The organism is Streptomyces sp. NPDC091376 (assembly GCF_044757085.1).
Taxonomy (GTDB): Bacteria; Actinomycetota; Actinomycetes; order Streptomycetales; family Streptomycetaceae; genus Streptomyces; species Streptomyces pratisoli.
The window spans coordinates 1-14,444 of record NZ_JBIVUF010000027.1 but is presented as its reverse complement, the minus strand read 5'-3'; the positions used below and the strand labels follow the sequence as shown (position 1 = coordinate 14,444).

Below are 14,444 nucleotides of genomic sequence, written 5' to 3'. Positions count from 1 at the left end.
CAGTGATCCCCGCCCAGCCCGTCCCCGCCGACACGAGTGCCTCCACCGACCTGGCTGCGGCAGGCTTCCGACTGGAGCGTATGGAGGTCTACAACTGGGGCACCTTCGACAAGCACGTGTGGTCGTTCGGCCTCGGCGGCGCCAACGCCCTGCTGACCGGTGACATCGGTTCCGGCAAGTCCACCCTGGTGGATGCGATCACCACGCTGTTCATGCCCGCCCGCAAGATCGCCTACAACAAGGCAGCCGGTGCGGAGAGCGGCGAGCGCAGCCTGCGCTCCTATGTGCTGGGCCACTACAAGTCCGAACGCAACGAGACCACTGGGACGACCAAGCCAGTAGCGCTGCGAAAGCCGGGCAGCTACTCCGTCATCTTGGGCGTGTTCACGAACCCGGCGCTGGCGGCGACCGTCACGCTGGGGCAGGTGTTCTGGCTGGCCGACGGGAACGCCACCAGCCCCGAGCGGCTGTTCCTCGTCGCCGACCGGACGCTGTCCGTCGCCGGAGATTTCGCCGACTTCGGCACCGAGGTGCGGGCGCTGAAGAAGCGCCTCGAAGCGGGCGATGTCCGCGTCCACAAGACGTTCCCGCCATACAGCAAGGATTTCCGGCGCCGGATGGGCATCGAGTCCGAACAGGCGCTGGAGCTCTTCCATCAGACGGTGTCGATGAAGTCGGTGGGCAGCCTGGACGAGTTCGTGCGCAGTCACATGCTCGAACCGTTCGATGCGGCGGCGATGACGGACAACATCGTGAGCCACTTCGACGCTCTGACTACCACCTACAACTCCGTTCAGCGGGCCCGTGCCCAGATCGAGGCCCTCACCCCGCTGCTTGAGGACTGCGACGCCTATGAGGGCCTGGCCGCACGCATCGAGGAGGCCGACGGCCAGCAGGCCGCCTTGCGGTACTTCATCGCCCAGCGCACGTCGGCGCTGCACGAAGCCCAGCGCGCCGAGGCGGAGCGGATGCTCGCCCGCCTGGAGGGCGAGAAGAAGACCGCGAAGGACGAGCTGGAGCGGCTGCGGGACCAGGAACGCCGGTGGGAACTGCAGCGTGAGGGCCTGGGCGGCGGGCGCCTGGGCGAACTGGAGCGCCAGATCGAGGAGACGGAGCAGCAGCGCGCCGCTCAGGAGAAGCGTGCCCGCCAGCACGCAACCCTGCTGGAGCAGGCAGAGCTTGCCCCGGTCACCGATCAGGCGCAGTTCACCGACCGCCTTGAGGAGATCGCCCGGGCCCAGCACGACGTCGCCGCGACGACACAGGAGACGCGCACGGCCCTGGAGACGCTCGCAGTCGAGGCCGCACAGCTGAAGCAGCGGGCCGAGGACCTCAACGCAGACCTGATCAGTCTGCGCTCGCGCCGCAGCAACATCCCCCGCAAGCAGCTGGAGGTACGCGCCCGTCTGAGCCGCGAACTCGGCATCGAGGACAGTGCCCTGCCCTTCGCCGGCGAACTCATTCAGGTCCGAGACGAGGAACAGGCGTGGGCCGGAGCCGCCGAGCGGCTGCTGCGCGGCTTCGCCGTGTCCCTCCTGGTCCCCGGCGATCAGTACGCTCGCGTCTCCGACTGGATCAACGACCACCACCTGGGGACGAAGCTGGTCTACTTCCGCGTCCCGGACAAGCTCCCGCCGCGGCGCCTGCCCACCGGTGCGTCCACGGCGCTGTTCACCAAGCTCGAAGTGCGCGAGGACTCGCCGTTCGCCCCGTGGCTGGCCGGCGAGCTCGAACGCCGTGCCTCCCACGCCTGCGTGCCGACGATGCAGGACTTCCGGCACGCCGAACTAGCCATTACCGCACAGGGGTTGATCAAGGGAACGCGGGGCCGCCACGAGAAGAACGACACCACCCGCATCGACGACCGCAGCACGTATGTGCTCGGCTGGACGAACCAGGCGAAGATCGATGCCCTCCTGGATCAGGCGGGACGAGTCCATGGCGCCCAGCGCGAGATGGAGAAGAAAAAACGCGGGTTGGGAGCTGCATACGAGGACGCCATCAGCCGTGACAAGGTCCTCGACCGGCTGACGGCGATGGTGGACTACAGCGAGATCGACTGGCCGTCCGCGGTACGGCGCATCACCGAGCTGACCGCGGAGAAGCAGCGCCTGCAAGCCGCCTCCAACGACCTGGACGAACTCACCCGCCGCCTCACCGAGATCGCCGACGAAATCACCGAACAGGGAGCCGCCTACGAGAAGGCCAGCCAGAGCTGGGGACGGGTCGACGGCGAGCGCGACGCAGCTGAACGCGCCCGCGACGAGACCCGCGTGGTACTCGACGAACCGGCCGCCGGCGCTGCACAGTCGCACTTTCCGGCCCTCGAACAGCGCTTGACCACCGCCCGCCTGGCGTGCCGGACCGCGCAGGAGTGCGCGCAGACCGAAACCCGGCTGCGCGAGGAGATGACGGCGCACCAGCACCGCTGGGCCAAGGAGCAGACCCGCCTCGCCCAGACGATCGCCGCCCAGATGAGCTCCTTCCGCACCACCTATCAGGTCGAGACCAGCGAACTCGACGCCTCCGTTGCCTCCGCCCCTGGCTACCGTGCCCTGCACCAGCAGCTCGTCGCCGACGACCTGCCGCGCTTCCAGGACCAGTTCCGCACCTACTTGAAGACCAACGTGATCCGCGAAATCGCTGGATTCCACGCCCAGTTGAACATCTGGGCCGACGAGATCGGCGACCGCATCAACACCATCAACGAGTCGCTGGCCGGCATTGACTACAACCCGGGCCGCTACATCATGCTCAAGCCCGAGCAGACGCCCAACACCGAGATCCGCGAGTTCACCGCGGAACTGCGCGCCTGTACCGACGACGTCCTATCCGGCGATGACTCCGACCTGTACTCCGAGGAGAAGTTCCACCAGGTCCAGCGCCTAATCGAACGCTTCAAGGGCCGCGAAGGCTACGCGGACAGCGACCGCGGCTGGACCAAGCGCGTCACCGACGTGCGGTACTGGTTCGTCTTCAGCGCTAGCGAACGACGCCGCGAGGACGACTCCGAGTACGAGGTGTACTCCGATTCCGGCGGCAAGTCCGGCGGACAGAAGGAGAAGCTCGCGTACACCATCCTGGCCGCCTCTCTCGCCTACCAGTTCAAGCTCGACACCACCCACAGCAGGAGCCGTACCTTCCGCTTCGTGGTCGTCGATGAAGCCTTCGGACGCGGCTCGGAGGAATCCGCCCGCTTCGCCCTGGACCTCTTCAAGCGCCTGGGCCTGCAACTCCTCATCGTCACCCCGCTGCAGAAGATCCACGTCATCGAGCCCTACGTGTCCGCAGTCGGCTTCGTCGACAACCCCAGCGGACACCACTCCCGCCTACGCACCCTGACCATCGCCCAGTACCGCCATGAACGCCTCGCCCACACCCTGGCCGGCCTGCAGCCCGCCGCCGGGCAGGGAGACTGAGATGACGACGCATCAAAGCTCCAACTGGACTACGCCGCAGGCCGTCCTCGAACGCCTCCGCAAACGCTGGAACACGGGTACCTACCTCACCCAAGTCGCCGACGGGGCACCCTGGGAACCCGTCGAGATCCCCCTACGCGGCCCCAAAGCCGGCGACATCACCCGCCACTACGACGACGTCCTCGCCTGGACCGAATCGTGGGCGCCCAGCGCACACCGGCACCTGCGCATCGAATACCGCCGGCTCGGCGGACGCCTGGCTGGCGTGAACAACATCCCCGCCCGCGTCTGGATCGACGACCGCGACGACCTCTGGCGCCTACTCGGCGTCACCCCCACGGTCGCCCGCTACCAAGCCCTGCTGGCCTCCACCCAGGAAAGGCTGCCCGCGCTCATCGACTGGATGGTCGCCCACCCCATGCAGGTCCTCCAACGGGAGGCCGACTGGCCCCGCCTGGAGGGCACGATCCGCTGGATCACCGACTACCGTGGACCAGCCGTCTACCTGCGCCAGCTCGACGTACCTGGGGTGGACACCAAGTTCATCGAACGCCACCGCGCCATCCTGACCACCCTGCTCGAACAGTGCCTTCCCGACGACCGCATCGACGCCGAGGCCGCGCGCACTGACTTCGCAGCCCGCTTCCGTTTCCTGCGCAAGCCCGCCTACCTGCGATTCCGGCTGCTCGGCGGCGAGTCGCTGGGGGGCTTCAGCGAACTCACGGTCCGCGCGGATGAGTTCACCTCGCCGCCGCCCGGCATCACGACCGTGTACGTCATCGAGAACGAAACCACCTACCTCGCCTTCCCCGACCAGCCCCACAGCATCGTGATCCACGGCGGCGGCTACGCCGTCACCCAACTGTCCGCCCTGACCTGGCTGCACGATGTACGCCTTGTGTACTGGGGCGACCTGGACACTCACGGTTTCACCATCCTCGACCGGCTGCATCGGGCCTTCCCGCACACGCAGTCCATCCTGATGGACCGGAGCACTCTCCTGGAGCACCGCGGCCAATGGGTGAAGGAGGACGCCCCCACCCACCAGCCTCTCGGCACGCTCACCCCGGACGAAGCCGACGTCTACGCCAGCCTCGCGAACGGTGAGTTCGGCCCCAACGTGCGACTCGAACAAGAACGCGTGCGCTACCACCTGCTCGAAGTCGCCCTCAACGACCTTCGCCAAGGGCCGCGGTGACTAACCCTCGTGCCTGTCCGGCAGTCGGAAACCGGGAACTGCGGCGTCGCTGCCGTTCTGTCGCGCCCCGGGGGTGCAGGCGCAGCGTCGGAGCCGAACGGTCTGATCTGCAGACCAAGTACCCAGAGCGGCATGGGCTCCACGACCGATGGGCAGCGCCGCAATCGCCGGGGCTACATGGGTTAGAGGCACACCCCTTTTTCGGAATGGACGTTCGTAAGGAATGATGCTCCGGCGGGGGGTCCTGCGTAGACGGAGACCTGATACGACGACGCCCCGCCGGCTTGCTGCGGCGGGGCCTCGTCGTGCAGCCAGCGCGCTACGCGCGGCCCCGCCGTTCTTGTCTTTTGTCCCCAGAACCAGTCGGCCATCAGCCCACGCCGGGGCAACTAAGGATGCGAGCTCTCGATGCCTTTTCGGGAGCCATGGGCCTGGGCTGACCGGGGCGCAGTGGTGCTGACTAGCCGGGTGCCGATTCGCTGCGCCAGGTGCTAGATGAGCGCCAACCCGGGGCGGTGCAGGCGTCGGACCGCGGCGCATCGAGCACACACCTGGTCACCAACTTCTCCGCCGGGCTGCCGACTACTGACCGGGTGCCCGCGCGGCGGGGCCCTCCAGCCAGCTCCTGATGCGCCGGGACCACTCCTGAATCTCGAACACAGCCCGCGACCGTTCGTCTCCGTACTGGTCCAGCACGGCGAAGCTCGCGCCAACCACACTCAGGGCGTCGTCGTGACGTCCCTCGTCGCCGAGCAGGACGGCGAAATTGATCAGGCTCATGGCGTGGTCCGTCCAGACGCGCCGCGCCTCCTCCGGAGGCAGGGCGCCGTAGATCTGGGTAGCCTCGGCGACGGCCGTCCGAGCCTCGCCCTGCCGTCCCAGGTCGCCCAGGCGGCTGCCCAGGTTCGTGAGACTCCTCGCCAGATCGCCCCCAACCGCCGGCTCACCCAGCTCGGCCCTTCGACGCCCGATGAGAACAGCCTCCTCGATAGCCTGGAGTGCCTCACGGTACCGACCTGCCTCCGCCAAGCGGTTGGACTGGTTGTTCAGGGTCATGGCGTGGCCCGCGCCGAAGACGCCGAAGTCCCGGTGACTCAGCTCCCGGTACAGCGTCTCCGCTTCGGAGACCGCGTCGAGACTCTCCCCCGCCCGGCCGGCTTCGCCCAGTCGCACGGAAAGATTACTGAGGGCCTCGGCGAGACCAGACGAGAAGGGGACGGAGGCGGAGTTACCCCCTACCGACAGCAGCTCTCGGTACACCTCCACGCTCTCCAGGGCCGCAGCGAGCGACTCCTCCCGCTGCCCCACGGAGGCCAGTTGGTTCGAGAACGTCAGGAGAAGACGAGCGAATTCCAGTCCGTAGGTGCCGATGTCCCGCCCCGCCAGATCCCGAACCCGCCGGACGTCCTCAGCGACGACCTCCTCCGACGCTCGGTCGGCCGTCGGGCCTCCGGACGCAAGGGCGAACGCCTCGGCCAGGGCGGCGGCGGAGGGTCTGCGGACGGGGTCATGCTCCAAGCAACGCCAAAGAGTCCGCAGGAGCACCGGGATGATCCCAAGGTTGGTCAAGGGACCATGTCCCGAGTTGTCGGCCCTGGGGTCGCTCCACCGTCCCGAGAGGAAGGCCAGCAGCAGTGCACCGACGGCGTACACATCGCTCTGCGGCGTGAGCGAGCGCTCGTCGTCGTCCGCCTCTAGGTAGGTGTCGCTGAGGGGCAGCACGTCGCGGTGAGCACTGTCGACTCCGTCGATCGTCGCGGTCGCCCAGCCGACCAGCCAGACGTCGCGGTCGGTCACGAGAACGGCCAGGGGTGAGAGCGAGCCGTGCACGAGCCCCCGAGAGTGGGCGAAGGCAACGGCCTCCGTCAGGCCCAGCCCGATCCGCAAGAAAAGCTCCTCCGGGACCGTTCCCCCGTGTTCGTCGAGGACGGCGCGCAGGTTCGGTGCGGGCGGTGAGGACGGGGCGTCTGCGCTGCGGTGGACGCAGCTCGCCGCGACCCATGGCAGCTCCCCTGTGGTGGGCGCCGCCACACCGAGGAGTGCGGGGGCATGCGTGCCCTGCATCCGCGTCAGGCACTCGGCTTCCGTCCGGACGAGGTCCCGCGCGGTTCCCGGGTCGCCGGTATGCAGCATGACCGGCGCCCGGACCGTGGCGACGGTGCCGTCATCGTCCTCGGCCAGGTACATCGTCAGGTGAGGCCAACCGTGGGCACTGCGTGCACGGAGACGGAATCGACCGAGCCGTACCGGGTCCTCCGGCAGGAGCTCCACCCAGCCGGCTGGCAGGGTCTCACCCGGCGCGTCGTCGTACGCCTCATCAGTCCCGGCGGCTGCGGAGTCCCGGGGCTCGGTGGAATCCCCGGTCTCGCCCACGGGGACAGGGGTTTTCGGCATGGGCGCCACCGGCCTTGCGTCGGCGGACGGGATGCCGAGCCGCGTTAGCGCCTGCTCCCGTAGCCAGCCGAAGGAGCGCCCAGTGTCGTCGATGACGGCCGCGCCGTCCGGGTGCCCGACCCACGCCGGGAAGACCGGGGCGCGGCCGACGGCGGCCTCAATGCGCTGCGTCACAGCCTCGGCGGTGCGCAGCAATTCCCTCGGGGAGACGGCGCTGAGGAGAACGCGCCGGGCGCCGTCTGTGAAGTCGTACCGTCGGTGGTGCGGCAGCCGGTCCACACCGTCGGCGTCGAGCTCGTGCATCAAGCCCCCTAGGAACACCTCCATGAGGTGTCCGATGTCTGTCGGCGGCCCGAGGGCGGCCTGTACCAGGCGCATCACGGGCGGCGTGACGGGGGCGACGGCCGCCACGTGGGCCGCGAGCCGATACGCCTCGGCGGACGCGGCCTCCCTGAAGCGGAGTACCGCTTCGGCGGCGTCGCCGTCCCGGGCGTCGGCTACGGTCCGGCTGGAGCCGGGACGGCCGGCGTCCCACAGCGGGAGGAGCGCTGTGCCGCCGGGTGAGGCGACGAGCGACGCCCAGTCGGCGACGGCCGCAGGGGTCGGCGCGAGGACCGGGACGGGTACGGAGTCGAAGCGGAGCAGGTCCGGCGGCAGGTCAGGGTCGGCGACGTGCCAGGCGCGGGTGGGGCCGCCGCGGCGATGGGTGGTGACCTGCCAGCGCCGTGCGCCGATGCCGGTGCTCGCCCAGAGCCGGGACGGCAGTGCCTGGACGATCGCGATGGGACCGCAACGTCCCCAACGGTCCGTCACCCGGCGCATCCCGCCGTCCCGCCAGGCTTCGCCCACACCGTCGCTGACGACCAGGACGAGGGTGTTGCCGGTTAGGTCGCACAGGGCCCTCGGCGATAAGAGCCGGCCGCGGTGGCGGTAGGGGGTGGTCCGCAGAGACGGAGTGTCGCTGCGCGTGTCGAGTCCGTACACACGCACGTCTCGGAAGGCCCCGGCACGTTCCATCAGTACCCGGACGTCGGCGGCGAGCCGCTGCCAGAGGACCATGGAGACGCCGTCGTCAACCACGAGGGCCAGGGACAGCCAGCGGGTGCGCACCGCACGGGCGACGGTCTCGGGCACGCCCGTCTCGGCGATGGCAGCGACGGTTCGTGTGACGTCGAGTTCCTGCTGGCGCCGGTCGGGGAAGCGCTGCCGCAGCGGCCGGAGGGACTTGCCGAGCCGGAGTTGCCCGGCGCCGAGGGTGCTGCTGTCCGGGGTGCGGACTGCGAACGCCGGTGACAGGCCCGCGAGCGCTGGCGCGTCTTCGTCGGGACTGGGCTGCGTCGAGGCCAGAAGCGGGCGTGCGGACCGCTTCTTCGTGGACTCCGCAGCGGTCGGCTCTGGTGCAGGCTCCGCGGTCTCCGGCGCCGTCACCGTCAACCCGTCGTGGTGGGGCTCGCCGTGCCGCTCCGAGCTCGCAGCGGCCACGCCGAGGGAGCGCACCAGGGGCCCGGAGTCCCGAGGCAGCTTCCCGGCGAGCCACATGGCGTCAAGGAGTTCCTCCAGAGAGAGCTCCACCCCGCTCTCGGCCAGGACCTTCGTCACGCGCGAGATCACGGCGTCACACGGCTCCGCCGAGACGGTGCAGGACGCCCTGGAGGAGGGAGGCCGCGTCGAGGTTCACGCCACCCTTGCGGAGGAAGACGGCGTTGAGCAGCTGATCGGTGGCCAGTTCGCCCTCGGCGCGGCGTTCGAGGAACTCCCGCAGCAGGTCGTCGGTGTCGTCCAGGGCGTCGGGACCGAGGTGCGCGGCGACGATCTCCCGAAGCCGCCGCTCGTTGGGCTCGGGGAGATCGAGGCGAACGCAGCGCCGCAGGAAGGCGGGCGGGAATTCCCGTTCGCCGTTGCTGGTGATGACTACAACCGGGAACTCACGGCAGCGGACGCGGCCGCGCGTGACCGGGGCGGTCTCATCCAGGTCGTCGGTTCGAACGTGTACCGGTGCGTGGCTCGCGGGCAGCCGGGTGAGTTCGGAGATGGCGAACTCTCCCTCCTCGAAGACGGTCAGCAGGTCGTTGGGTAGGTCGACGTCACCCTTGTCCAGCTCGTCGATGAGCAGCACGCGGGGGCGCTCCCGGGGCACAAGCGCGTTGCCCAGAGGGCCGAGCCGGATGTACTGGCCGATGTCCGGTTCGGTGCCGTCCGCGTCGCGCCGCAGGGTCGCCTCGCGCAGCCGGCCGACGGCGTCATAGAGGTAAAGGGCATCCTGAAGAGTTGAGCGGCTGTTCACCGGCCACTGCAGGACACGGCCGAGCGCGAGTTCGTGAGCGATGGCGTGGGCCAACGAGGACTTGCCCGTGCCGGGCTGCCCGGTCACCAGGAGGGGCCGGCGCAGGTGGAGTGCCGCGTTCACCACCTCCACCTCGTCGGGGCCGATGAGGTAGGGCCGCGGGTACGGAACCCTGTCACCGGTCACGGTCTCCTGCCGGTCGAACCGGCGCCACGGGGGTGCAGCGGGGAACGGTACCTCACGGCGCTCGCCGTCTCCGCGGAACAGCCACCAGTCGTCGCCTCCGCCGTCGGAGGATGAAAGCCGAGGGCTTGTACCGGCCAGGGGCTCTGAGGTGGTCATGACGCGTGCGATCCTCTCCAAGGGTCACTCAGTTGAAGCGACTCAGTCTGCGGGAGACGACCTTCCGGTTCCCACACGAGGGAGGGCCGTGCCCGCCGCTCCGCCGGGCAAGCTGCCGAGTCGCTCCGGAAGCCCCGGACCCGCTCGGGAAGTCCCTCCAGGTCGCCGGCGGGAGCCAGGATCTCCAGTCTCCCTGCGTCCTCGTAGCCAATGGCCTCACGGTCCCACAGCACGACCGGGACGCCCAGGACGAGACATTTCAGTAACCAGGACCGACGCTCGTTGGCGGGGCCGTGGAGAACGACCCGCGCGGTATCACGATGCTCAGTCTTCAGCAGATTCACGAGCTGCCTGGCGTCGCCGGACGTCCGGCCGGTGACGAGCACCGACGCGCGTCCGTTCTTCCACCGGCGCTCCTGGTCGCCTTCGCGTTCCGGCCTCTGGTCACTGAGTTCCGGGCAGCTCAGGGAGACGCGGTAGTCCGCTCCGATTGGCCACGCCGGAAGAATGTCGTCGAGCGCTCCGGGCTCCCATTCGTCGACGGCCAAGTCGAGCCCCGCCCGGTCGACCACGACGGTCACCCACGGCACATGGTCGCCTTGCCCCGGCTCCTGGGCCGCGGCGAAGACCGCCTCGCTCAGGGTGCTCGCCGCCTCCCGCGGGGTCTTGGGCTCCGACTCCGCCTCCTTGAGCACACGGTACGAACCGTCGTCGCGGACGAGCAGAATCCGGACCCGGTACCGGTCGTCTCCCGCGGCGGGGTCGTGTGCCAAATCCATCACGACCCGCGACACCGGCGACGCTGCGCGCTTCGCCCACTGGGCGGCGTCCGCACGCCGCTCGCCCAAGGCCCCGGCGTGGATACCGAGCCGCCGGGCGGTCTTCCCCGACCACGCGCGCAGGTCGTCGCCCAGCCCGTCGCCCGCGGCCGCCGCCACGTACTCGACGAGCCGCAGTAGCGCCGGCACCGGCGGGGCATCCTCGGGACCGCTCACACCGTCGGACAGATCCTCCAAGCTCTCGACCACGCCGCAGACATCGTCCGCGCTGAGCTGCGGACGGGTGAGGATCTCCGGAAGTACGACGTACCGCAGCGCCTCACCGGCTGTTCGGGGCAGCAGCGCCGGCTGCTTCTCGCAGAGCCGGCGCAGCAGGCCGGTCAGGGCGTCGTACTCGTTCACGGAGAGCAGCGACCCGCAGTCGAGTCCCCTGGCCCACGAGAACAGACGAGTCAGAGCGGCGCGGGCCGTCCCCTGCGCGCTGCTCGCGAGGGCTTCGCCGAGAGACGCGAGTGCTCGGGGATGGGCCATGAGGAGCGCCACGAGGTCGGCAGCAGTGGGCTCATACCCCTCGGCCTCGTAGCCCAGTTCGCGCGCCAGGGCCCGGGCGTGGTCGACACGGACGCCGGGGTGCGAGAACAACGGCGCAAGCAGCGTCTCCAGTTCGCGCTCAGCGGGCGTGCGCTCGGCGGCGGGCCCGGCCTCGGGCAGGGACGCGCCGATCGCACTCAGCTCGGGAGACCGACCGGTTTGTTCCTCGACGTGGGACACGAAGCCGCCGTCCCCGGCGAAGGAGGACACCGGCAGGGCGATCAGCCGACGGGCTCCGTAGGCGTGGTCCTCCTCGGTCACGACGCCGACGAGGTGGCCGCCGCAGAAGATCGCCGTGCCCGAGGCCCCGCCCCAGGCGTTCCCGCCGTCGGTACGGGCGGTGGGGGCCGGTCCCTGGTCGAGGACGTAGCGGTCCTTGCCTCCGGAGAGGACCGGCAGGACACCGCGCAGGTGCTCCGGGGCCCGGGTCTCCCCTTTGGCGGCCCAGGGATAGCCGAGGCCCTCGTACGGCAGCGGCGCGGTGCCCGCTGGGCAGCCCCAGCGGACGGAGCCGGGCGGATCGATCTTGCGGTCGATGCGCAGCAGTGCGACGTCCAGTCCGTCCGGGTGGGCCCAGAGCAGCTCCGCGTCCGCGCGCGTCGTCTCGCCGTCGAGGTGGTGGCCTACGCGTACGGTGATGACCGGCCACAGCGTTCCCGTGTCGCGGTCCTCCAGCACATGGCGGGCGGTCAGTACGAGCCGCGGGGCGATCAGATAGCCGGAGCCGACGGTGAGGCGACCCTCACCGGTGCCCCCGCTGCGGATCAGAGCCAGTCTGCGGCGATCCACGTCACTCCTCGTCCAGCGACCCGAACTCGTCGTCGCCGATCTCGGGGCGCGCGCCTCCGAGGGCCCGGTCCTTGACCGACAGCTTCAGCACCAGCTTGTGGGTACGGACGGTGGTTTGCTCGCCCCCCGCGCCGACGACAACTACGCCGAAGGAAAGCTTGCCGTCCCCTTTGGCAGACTTGCGCAGCTCCAGCTGCAGCTCCAGCTCGGCCTCCTCGACGCCGAAGGCGAACTGCTGGTTGACGCCAAGCTGCTGCGCCTCGTACAGCTCTTGGCGCAGCTCCTCGATGGCTGCGGCCAGTCCGATAGTCGACACCTTCGCCCCGCCCCCGGTTCAAGACAATGAGAAAAACAGTAGGTCGCCGTACGGTACAACGCTCGCGAGACACCACAAACCTCGGTCATGGACAATGACTTGTGGAAGGAGCCGTCCACCGCATGCCACCGCGCGAGAAGAAGTCCACCGAGCAGGAGGAAACTTGAGCGCCTCCACCACCGAGGAGATCCAGGCGATCCTCTGGAAGGCAGCCGACAAGCTGCGCGGCTCCGTCGACTCCGCCCAGTACAAGGAGTTCATACTCGGGCTGATCTTCCTAAAGTTCGTCTCCGACGCGTTCGACGAGCACCGGAACAAGCTCGCCAAGGAGCTTGCCGAGGACGGCGTCTCGGACGACCGAATCGGCGTCTTCCTGGAGGACCGCGACGAGTACACCGGCGCCCACGTCTTCTGGGTACCGGTGACCGCCCGTTGGTCCTGGATCGCCGCGAACGCTAAGAGCCAGGGTGTGGGCAAGCTCCTCGACGAGGCGATGGACACGGTCATGCGGGAGAACGCCTCTCTGGCGGGCGTTCTCCCCAAGGTCTTCAACCGCGATGACGCCAGCCAACAGCGCGTGGCTGAACTCTTCGACCTCATCACCGACGCGCGCTTCGGCAGCACCGAGGACAAGCCGGCCCAGGTCGTGCTGGGCGACGTGTATGAGTACTTCCTCAACAACTTCGCGCGCGCGGAGGGCAAGAAGGGTGGCGAGTTCTACACCCCTCAATCAGTGGTCCGGCTGATCGTGGAGATTCTGGAGCCGTACAACGGGCACGTGTACGACCCGGCCTGCGGCACAGGCGGCATGCTCGTACAGGCGAGCAAGTTCATCGAGGCACACGAGGGCCGCGGCCACAAGGCCGACATCGCGGTCTACGGCCAAGAGGTCAACGAGCGCACCTGGCGCCTGGCCAAGATGAACCTCGCCATCCACGGCATCGACGCCAACCTGGCCGCCCGTTGGGGCGATACCTTGGCCGACGACAAGCACCCGGACCTCAAGGCCGACTTTGTGATGGCCAACCCGCCGTTCAACATGAGGGACTGGGCGCGGGACGAGAGCGACGTCCGTTGGCAGTACGGGGTTCCTCCGAGGAACAACGCCAACTTCGCGTGGCTCCAGCACGCCGTCTCGAAACTGTCCGACCGTGGGACGGCCGCCGTCGTCCTCGCCAACGGCTCACACTCCTCGCCCAGAGTCGAGGCTGAGATCCGCCAGGCGATGGTGGAAGCTGACCTGGTCGCCTGCATGGTTGCATTGCCGCCCCAACTCTTCCGGACGACCCAGATCCCGGCCTGCCTGTGGTTCCTGACCAAAGACAAGTCCCCCCAGGGCGCGAAACGCCTGGACGACCGGCGCGGCACAACCCTTTTCATCGACGCCCGCGGAATGGGCGAGATGGTTGACCGGACCGAGCGGAATCTGACAGAAGCCGACCTCGCAAAAATCGCTGGCACCTACCACGCCTGGCGAGGCACGGCATCAGCGCAGGAAGCAAACCTGGCCTACCAAGACGAGTCCGGCTTCTGCTTCTCGGCGGATGTGGCGACTGTGCGCGAGCATGAGTACGCGCTGGCCCCGGCACGTTATGTCGGCGTGGGCCTGCCAGCCGCCGTGGAGCCGCAAGCGGTCCCGCGGAGCGGTCCCGCGGCCCTGATGAAGGACCTGTACGCAATCTTCGACTGAGAACCGCCAGCGAGAGCCCCCGGCTGGGCGGGGTGCCTGAGGCGCGTGAAGGGGGAACGCTGGGCACACGCCGTCTGGCCCCACACGCTCGTCACGACTGCACTACGCCACCTGGGACGGCCGCGCCCCTCGACGGTGCTGTCCTGCCCACGACGGCACCGTGGAACCTGTCATTGGTCGGGACCCGGAACATAGGCACGAGCACAGGCTGCCGCCGACAGGGCCGTTGGATAAACGCGGCCGTGCGGGCATCGGCCCGCGAAGGGAGGGAAAGCGCGCACGTCAGCGGACCATATGGCGCACCTTGACGGGGTCATGGTGCGCTTCAGCCCCGTCAAGTGCGCTCGGGGAAGCCGGGGAAGTTCTCGACCTCGGTTGTGGTGGTGAGCGCACCGCCGACGAAGATGGCGCTGCCGAAGAGGAGCGGCTTGAACTCTGGCGCGGGTGGTGTAGAGGGCGGCGGTGAATCCGGCGCGGCCGGAGTCGATGACGATGACCTCGCGTATGCCGGTGTCGGTCACTGAGGTCACGCGACGACGTCGAACCTCCCCCGTTATCTTCTTCGCGGTCCTGCAAGAGGGCCGCTGGCCTCCGGGCCCGGCATGGCTGGTCCCCCCTGTCGAACGGATGACCTGGGGGGTG

The 14,444-nt window shown here is 69.0% G+C and carries 7 protein-coding genes and 1 pseudogene; 3 read left to right on the top strand and 5 right to left on the bottom strand.

Annotation, left to right across the window (positions count from 1 at the left end; genetic code table 11):
- The first annotated feature begins 2 nt into the window (after positions 1–2).
- Entirely contained in the window at positions 3–3,419 is a 3,417-nt protein-coding gene (locus ACIQMR_RS34775; protein ID WP_401396126.1) for an ATP-binding protein, read from the top strand.
- 1 nt (position 3,420) lies between these two features.
- Positions 3,421–4,617 (top strand): Wadjet anti-phage system protein JetD domain-containing protein, encoded by a 1,197-nt coding sequence (locus ACIQMR_RS34770; RefSeq protein WP_401396123.1) that lies wholly within the window; start codon positions 3,421–3,423, stop codon positions 4,615–4,617.
- Between the two features lie 582 nt (positions 4,618–5,199).
- Here ACIQMR_RS34770 and ACIQMR_RS34765 read toward each other — a convergent pair.
- Genes ACIQMR_RS34765 through ACIQMR_RS34750 form a run of 4 tightly spaced genes read right to left on the bottom strand, consistent with a single transcriptional unit; the run spans position 5,200 to position 12,112 of the window.
- Complete coding sequence (locus ACIQMR_RS34765) at positions 5,200–8,610, bottom strand: SAV_2336 N-terminal domain-related protein (RefSeq protein ID WP_401396120.1); 3,411 nt, start codon at positions 8,608–8,610, stop codon at positions 5,200–5,202.
- A 16-nt stretch (positions 8,611–8,626) separates the two neighbouring features.
- On the bottom strand, positions 8,627–9,637 hold the full coding sequence (locus ACIQMR_RS34760) for a MoxR family ATPase (RefSeq protein WP_100572677.1): 1,011 nt from the start codon (positions 9,635–9,637) through the stop codon (positions 8,627–8,629).
- Positions 9,634–11,796 carry a trypsin-like peptidase domain-containing protein gene (locus ACIQMR_RS34755; protein ID WP_401396118.1) on the bottom strand — a complete coding sequence of 721 codons (2,163 nt, stop codon included), beginning with the start codon at positions 11,794–11,796 and terminating at the stop codon, positions 9,634–9,636. Before ACIQMR_RS34755 ends, ACIQMR_RS34760 begins: the two co-directional genes overlap by 4 nt.
- Before the next feature lies 1 nt (position 11,797).
- Positions 11,798–12,112 carry a trypco2 family protein gene (locus tag ACIQMR_RS34750; RefSeq protein WP_125537050.1) on the bottom strand — a complete coding sequence of 105 codons (315 nt, stop codon included), beginning with the start codon at positions 12,110–12,112 and terminating at the stop codon, positions 11,798–11,800.
- A gap of 163 nt (positions 12,113–12,275) precedes the next feature.
- On the opposite strand from ACIQMR_RS34750, the gene ACIQMR_RS34745 reads away from it, so the two are divergent.
- On the top strand, positions 12,276–13,802 hold the full coding sequence (locus tag ACIQMR_RS34745) for a type I restriction-modification system subunit M (protein WP_401396114.1): 1,527 nt from the start codon (positions 12,276–12,278) through the stop codon (positions 13,800–13,802).
- 343 nt (positions 13,803–14,145) lie between these two features.
- Here ACIQMR_RS34745 and ACIQMR_RS34740 read toward each other — a convergent pair.
- Positions 14,146–14,323 (bottom strand): annotated as a pseudogene (locus ACIQMR_RS34740) (thioredoxin-disulfide reductase); the annotation flags it as partial.
- Positions 14,324–14,444: the final 121 nt, after the last annotated feature.